At 66.4% G+C, this 4,117-nt stretch carries 7 protein-coding genes; 5 read left to right on the forward strand and 2 right to left on the reverse strand.

The genetic code is table 11. The features are described 5' to 3' along the window. From rplS to ACILQS_RS15790, 4 genes are all read left to right on the forward strand, one after another. Positions 1 to 299, forward strand: a 299-nt coding sequence (rplS, locus tag ACILQS_RS15775) for a 50S ribosomal protein L19 (RefSeq protein WP_395641078.1), incomplete at its 5' end; no start/stop codon positions are given. Positions 300 to 410: 111 nt separating this feature from the next. Further along, positions 411 to 1,274: a signal peptidase I gene (lepB, locus tag ACILQS_RS15780; protein ID WP_395641079.1), complete on the forward strand. Its 864-nt coding sequence runs from the start codon at positions 411 to 413 to the stop codon at positions 1,272 to 1,274. 9 nt (positions 1,275 to 1,283) lie between these two features. After that, complete coding sequence (locus tag ACILQS_RS15785) at positions 1,284 to 1,952, forward strand: ribonuclease HII (RefSeq protein WP_395641080.1); 669 nt, start codon at positions 1,284 to 1,286, stop codon at positions 1,950 to 1,952. A 40-nt stretch (positions 1,953 to 1,992) separates the two neighbouring features. Continuing rightward, positions 1,993 to 2,316: a DUF2469 family protein gene (locus ACILQS_RS15790; protein WP_395641081.1), complete on the forward strand. Its 324-nt coding sequence runs from the start codon at positions 1,993 to 1,995 to the stop codon at positions 2,314 to 2,316. A gap of 50 nt (positions 2,317 to 2,366) precedes the next feature. Here ACILQS_RS15790 and ACILQS_RS15795 read toward each other — a convergent pair whose 3' ends face one another. Next, positions 2,367 to 2,582 carry an SCO4848 family membrane protein gene (locus ACILQS_RS15795; RefSeq protein ID WP_395641082.1) on the reverse strand — a complete coding sequence of 72 codons (216 nt, stop codon included), beginning with the start codon at positions 2,580 to 2,582 and terminating at the stop codon, positions 2,367 to 2,369. A 49-nt stretch (positions 2,583 to 2,631) separates the two neighbouring features. Next, positions 2,632 to 3,741 (reverse strand): hypothetical protein, encoded by a 1,110-nt coding sequence (locus tag ACILQS_RS15800; RefSeq protein WP_395641083.1) that lies wholly within the window; start codon positions 3,739 to 3,741, stop codon positions 2,632 to 2,634. Between the two features lie 185 nt (positions 3,742 to 3,926). On the opposite strand from ACILQS_RS15800, the gene ACILQS_RS15805 reads away from it, so the two are divergent. Then, positions 3,927 to 4,117: YraN family protein (locus ACILQS_RS15805; protein ID WP_395641084.1), on the forward strand; the 191-nt coding region annotated here is incomplete at its 3' end.

The following is a 4,117-nucleotide window of genomic DNA, read 5'->3' on the forward strand; positions in this document are numbered from 1 at the left end:
CCGACTTCCGCCCCGGTGACACCGTCAAGGTGCACGTGAACATCATCGAAGGTTCGCGCTCGCGAATCCAGGTGTTCCAGGGCGTCGTGATCGCCCGCAAGAACGAGGGCGTCCGCGAGTCCTTCACGGTGCGCAAGGTCTCCTTCCAGGTCGGCGTGGAGCGCACCTTCCCGGTGCACTCGCCGGTCATCGACCACATCGAGATCGTCACCCGCGGTGACGTCCGCCGCGCGAAGCTCTACTACCTGCGCAACCTGCGCGGCAAGAAGGCGAAGATCAAGGAGAAGCGCGACTCGTAAGGGTCTGCCCGCAACTTCCCGCGCCGCGCGCGGCTTCGTCTGACGGAGCCGCGCGCGTCGTGCTTTCCGGCCGCGTTCGCCGCATATGCTGTCCCAGAACCCAGGGGTGACATGACAGAGCAGGATGCGCCCTCGGCGCGCACGGGCACCGCGCCCGCCGAGATCGATGCGGCATCGGCCGCTGGCACCACCGCGACCGGCGAGGTCGCGACCACCCGCAAGAAGCGTGCGAAGCTGCGCGGCTGGAAGGCGTTCCTGCGGGATGTCGCGCTCATCATCCTCGCCGCGATCGTCATCTCGTTCCTGATCAAGACGTTCCTGATCCGCTCGTTCTACATCCCGTCGGAGTCGATGGAGCAGACGCTCATCAAGAACGACCGGATCATCGTCAACGAGCTCGTGCCCGACCTCATCCCGATCGAGCGCGGCGACATCGTCGTGTTCCGAGATCCGGGCGGCTGGTTGCTGCCGGAACCTCAGCCGGAGCAGAACCCGGTCGTTGAATTCTTCGACTGGATCCTCTCGATCATCGGTCTCACCGCGCCCGACTCGAACGACCACCTGATCAAGCGCGTCATCGGGCTGCCCGGCGACGTCGTCGCCTGCTGCAACGAGTTCGGCCAGATGACGGTGAACGGGGTGCCGCTCGACGAGGTCGACCTCTACGTGTACCTGCCCGACGGCGTCACCAAGGTCTCTCGCGACGACTTCGAGGTCACGGTGCCCGAGAACTCCCTCTGGGTGATGGGCGACAATCGTTACAACTCCGCGGACTCCCGCTACAACCAGGACGGCCCGACGAACGGCTTCGTGCCCTACGACCACGTCGTCGGCCGCGCCATCCTGATCTCCTGGCCGATCGATCGCTGGACCTGGCTCGACAACTACCCGATCGTGTTCTCGGGCGTCGACGAGGGTGCGGGGACTCCGCAGAACCAGCCGACTCCCGAACCGACCTCCTCGCCGACCGGCTGAGTCGACCCGATGGTCTCGACGGTCCCCACGCTCCGGCACGAACGCACCCTGCTGCGCGAGGGTGCGCGGCTGGTGATCGGCATGGATGAGGTGGGTCGCGGTGCGATCGCCGGCCCGGTGGCCGTGGGGCTGGGCATCGTCGATCTCGCCACCGGCACCGCCCCGGTCGGGTTGAAGGATTCGAAGCTCCTCAACGAGCCCAAGCGCGAGGAGCTGCAGCCGAAGGTCGCCCGCTGGGTGCGCCACGGCGCCGTCGGGATGGCGTCGAACGAGCGCATCGAGCAGATCGGGATCATCGCGGCCCTCGGGCTCGCGGCGAAGCGGGCTCTGGATGCGATCCGCGAGCAGGGGGTCGACCTCACGGGCGCCGTCGTGCTGCTCGACGGCTCGCACGACTGGCTGTCCCCGGCGATCGGCGGCGCGCTGCCGGTCACGATGAAGGTGAAAGCCGACCGCACCTGCGCGGCGGTGGCGGCGGCATCCGTGCTGGCGAAGGTGCACCGCGACCGACTGATGATCGCGAGCGACGCCGTGCACCCCGGCTACGTCTGGACGTCCAACAAGGGGTACGCGAGCGCGGAGCACTACGCCGGCATCGACCGGGTCGGCGCGAGCCCCCTGCACCGCTGGAGCTGGCTGAAGCAGCCCGGCCTGTTCGAGATGGACATCGCCAACTGAGGGCAGTCCAACTCCAGACTCGCGAACTAGACTCGACGGAATGGACGAGGACGAGTTCGAGGACTACGACCGCGAGGTCGAGCTGGCGCTCTACAAGGAGTACCGCGACATCGTCGGCCAGTTCCGCTACGTCGTGGAGACCGAGCGGCGCTTCTACCTCGCCAACGAGGTCACCCTCGAGCGCCGCGACACCGAGCACGACTTCTACTTCGAGCTCACGATGAGCGACGTCTGGGTCTGGGATGTCTACCGCTCCGACCGTTTCGTGAAGAGCGTGCGCGTGCTCACCTTCAAGGACGTCAACGTCGAGGAGCGTGCCGACAAGGATCTCGAGCTCCCCAAGGAACTCGCCCTCGACGAGTAGCCCGCCCTCCGCGGGTTGAGTGCCGCGCGGAGCGCGGTGTATCGAAACCCCTACCCCACTAGTGCCACCACCGCCGCGACCACGAACGCGACGGCGAGCACCATCGCGATCGCGAACAGCACGACGTGCACGGTGAGGAACCGCGTCGCCTTGCCATCCGCATCCCGGGCCCGCGGATCGCGCGCCACTCGACGCAGGAACGTCGGCCAGGTGAGGATGTTGAACGCGGCTCCGGCGAGGAGCAGCGCGGCGAGGATCGGGGTCACCCCACCATCCTGCCTCGGCATCCGGTCTCGTTGCGGTGGCCGCGGGCCGTCACCCGCGCGCTTCGGAGGTCAGGCTCATGACGAGGCTGAGCAGCGCCTTGTCTCGTCGTCGATGATCAGCGGCCTCAAGGAGGCTCTGACCGATCGCGCCGAGCGTAGCGGCTCCGCCGATGATCAATGGGTCGATACTCTCGTTCACCACCACGTCCGCGACGGCTGCGGTAACGCCGGCGAGACCGAAAGACGTGACACCGCTGACCAAGCTCCGCAGCGTGTTCGACCTGTCGACCTCACGACCGATCACCGCATGCGCCTCTACAAGGGCTTCACGAAACTCGGCCCGGCGTTCCTCGAACTCCTCGAACGACGAACGGCTCACGTCGCCCAGGGCCGCCCTCAGGACCTCGCGCCACGTGTTCCAGGCTTCCGAGGATCGTCGGACGGCGATCAGCTCTGGCAAGCTGACCTCGAGCGACGGCAATTCCAATCGCACAAGTTCGGCGAGTGCGCTTGTCCGCCGCATGGTGAGCTTTCGTCCCGATAGCATCCATTCGAAGACCGCGCGGTCCGCCTCCGAGAGGGCGAGGAGGGTTCCTCGGCCAGCCTTCGCGATCTCTGCTGCGCGCTCGTAGTCCTCCAGGTGGCCGTGGCTCAAATGCCACCCGGCGAACTCGCCGATTTCCGGGTCGAGACGCGAGTCGTAATCGTCGAGAGTAGGACCACCGCCTTCGAACGAGATCGACCCGTCTTCGACGAGTGGACGGATCGCAACGACCCACATCATCGAGTCGTACAGGTAACGGAACCGCGCGGACGAGTATCCAGCTGCTGTGTTGTCGAGGTACGGGTGCAAATCGAGAAGGAACGGTGCGACGACTGCGGAGTCGGCGTAGAGGAGCGACTCGACGACCGCCCGTCTGGTTGGGTAGAGGAGGCCGGTGGGCGACGCGATTATCGGACGGATGCCGGTGGCATCGATTTGGGGTCGGTCCTCGTTGAGGCGAAGGAGACGATCGCTCCACGCCTCGAAGAACGCATTCCAGGTCGTACGCGAACTCGTCGCCATTCGGACGACGAGACTCTCGTCAAGGTCGCTGCCCCACCAACTCTCTGTGAAGGTGTAGAGCTCAACGGCGGCGGACTGCACGGCCTGACTCATGCGGCGTGCCGCCGCGGCACACCGAGACGGATCATGCCGACACACTAGCCTCGCCTCCGGCGGCGAGGACTCCGTGTCCCGAACAATTCCTCGCCGAGTCCTTCCAACCAGATTGCCGGGCGACGTTTCCACCGGCAGACGTCGGAAGGTCGAGCGCCTGATAGGGACATCGCAATCCTCGAGGAATGGCGGCGAAAGACGAACTGGGCAGACGCGGGGAGCGCATCGCGGAGCGGGCGCTCACGGCGCGCGGCTACGAGATCCTCGACCGCAACTGGCGCTGCCCCGACGGGGAGATCGACCTCGTCGCGATGGACGGTGAGGCGCTCGTCTTCATCGAGGTGAAGACCCGCAGTTCGACCCGGTACGGGCACCC

This window comes from Pseudolysinimonas sp. (assembly GCF_044239695.1).
Lineage (GTDB): Bacteria > Actinomycetota > Actinomycetes > Actinomycetales > Microbacteriaceae > Pseudolysinimonas_A.

Bases quoted from the DNA above. Each gene is read 5' to 3' on its own strand.
- lepB (WP_395641079.1), top strand. From the start codon at position 411: ATGACAGAGCAGGATGCGCCCTCGGCGCGCACGGGCACCGCGCCCGCC.
- ACILQS_RS15785 (WP_395641080.1), top strand. From the start codon at position 1,284: ATGGTCTCGACGGTCCCCACGCTCCGGCACGAACGCACCCTGCTGCGC.
- ACILQS_RS15790 (WP_395641081.1), top strand. From the start codon at position 1,993: ATGGACGAGGACGAGTTCGAGGACTACGACCGCGAGGTCGAGCTGGCG.
- ACILQS_RS15800 (WP_395641083.1), bottom strand. From the start codon at position 3,741: ATGAGTCAGGCCGTGCAGTCCGCCGCCGTTGAGCTCTACACCTTCACA.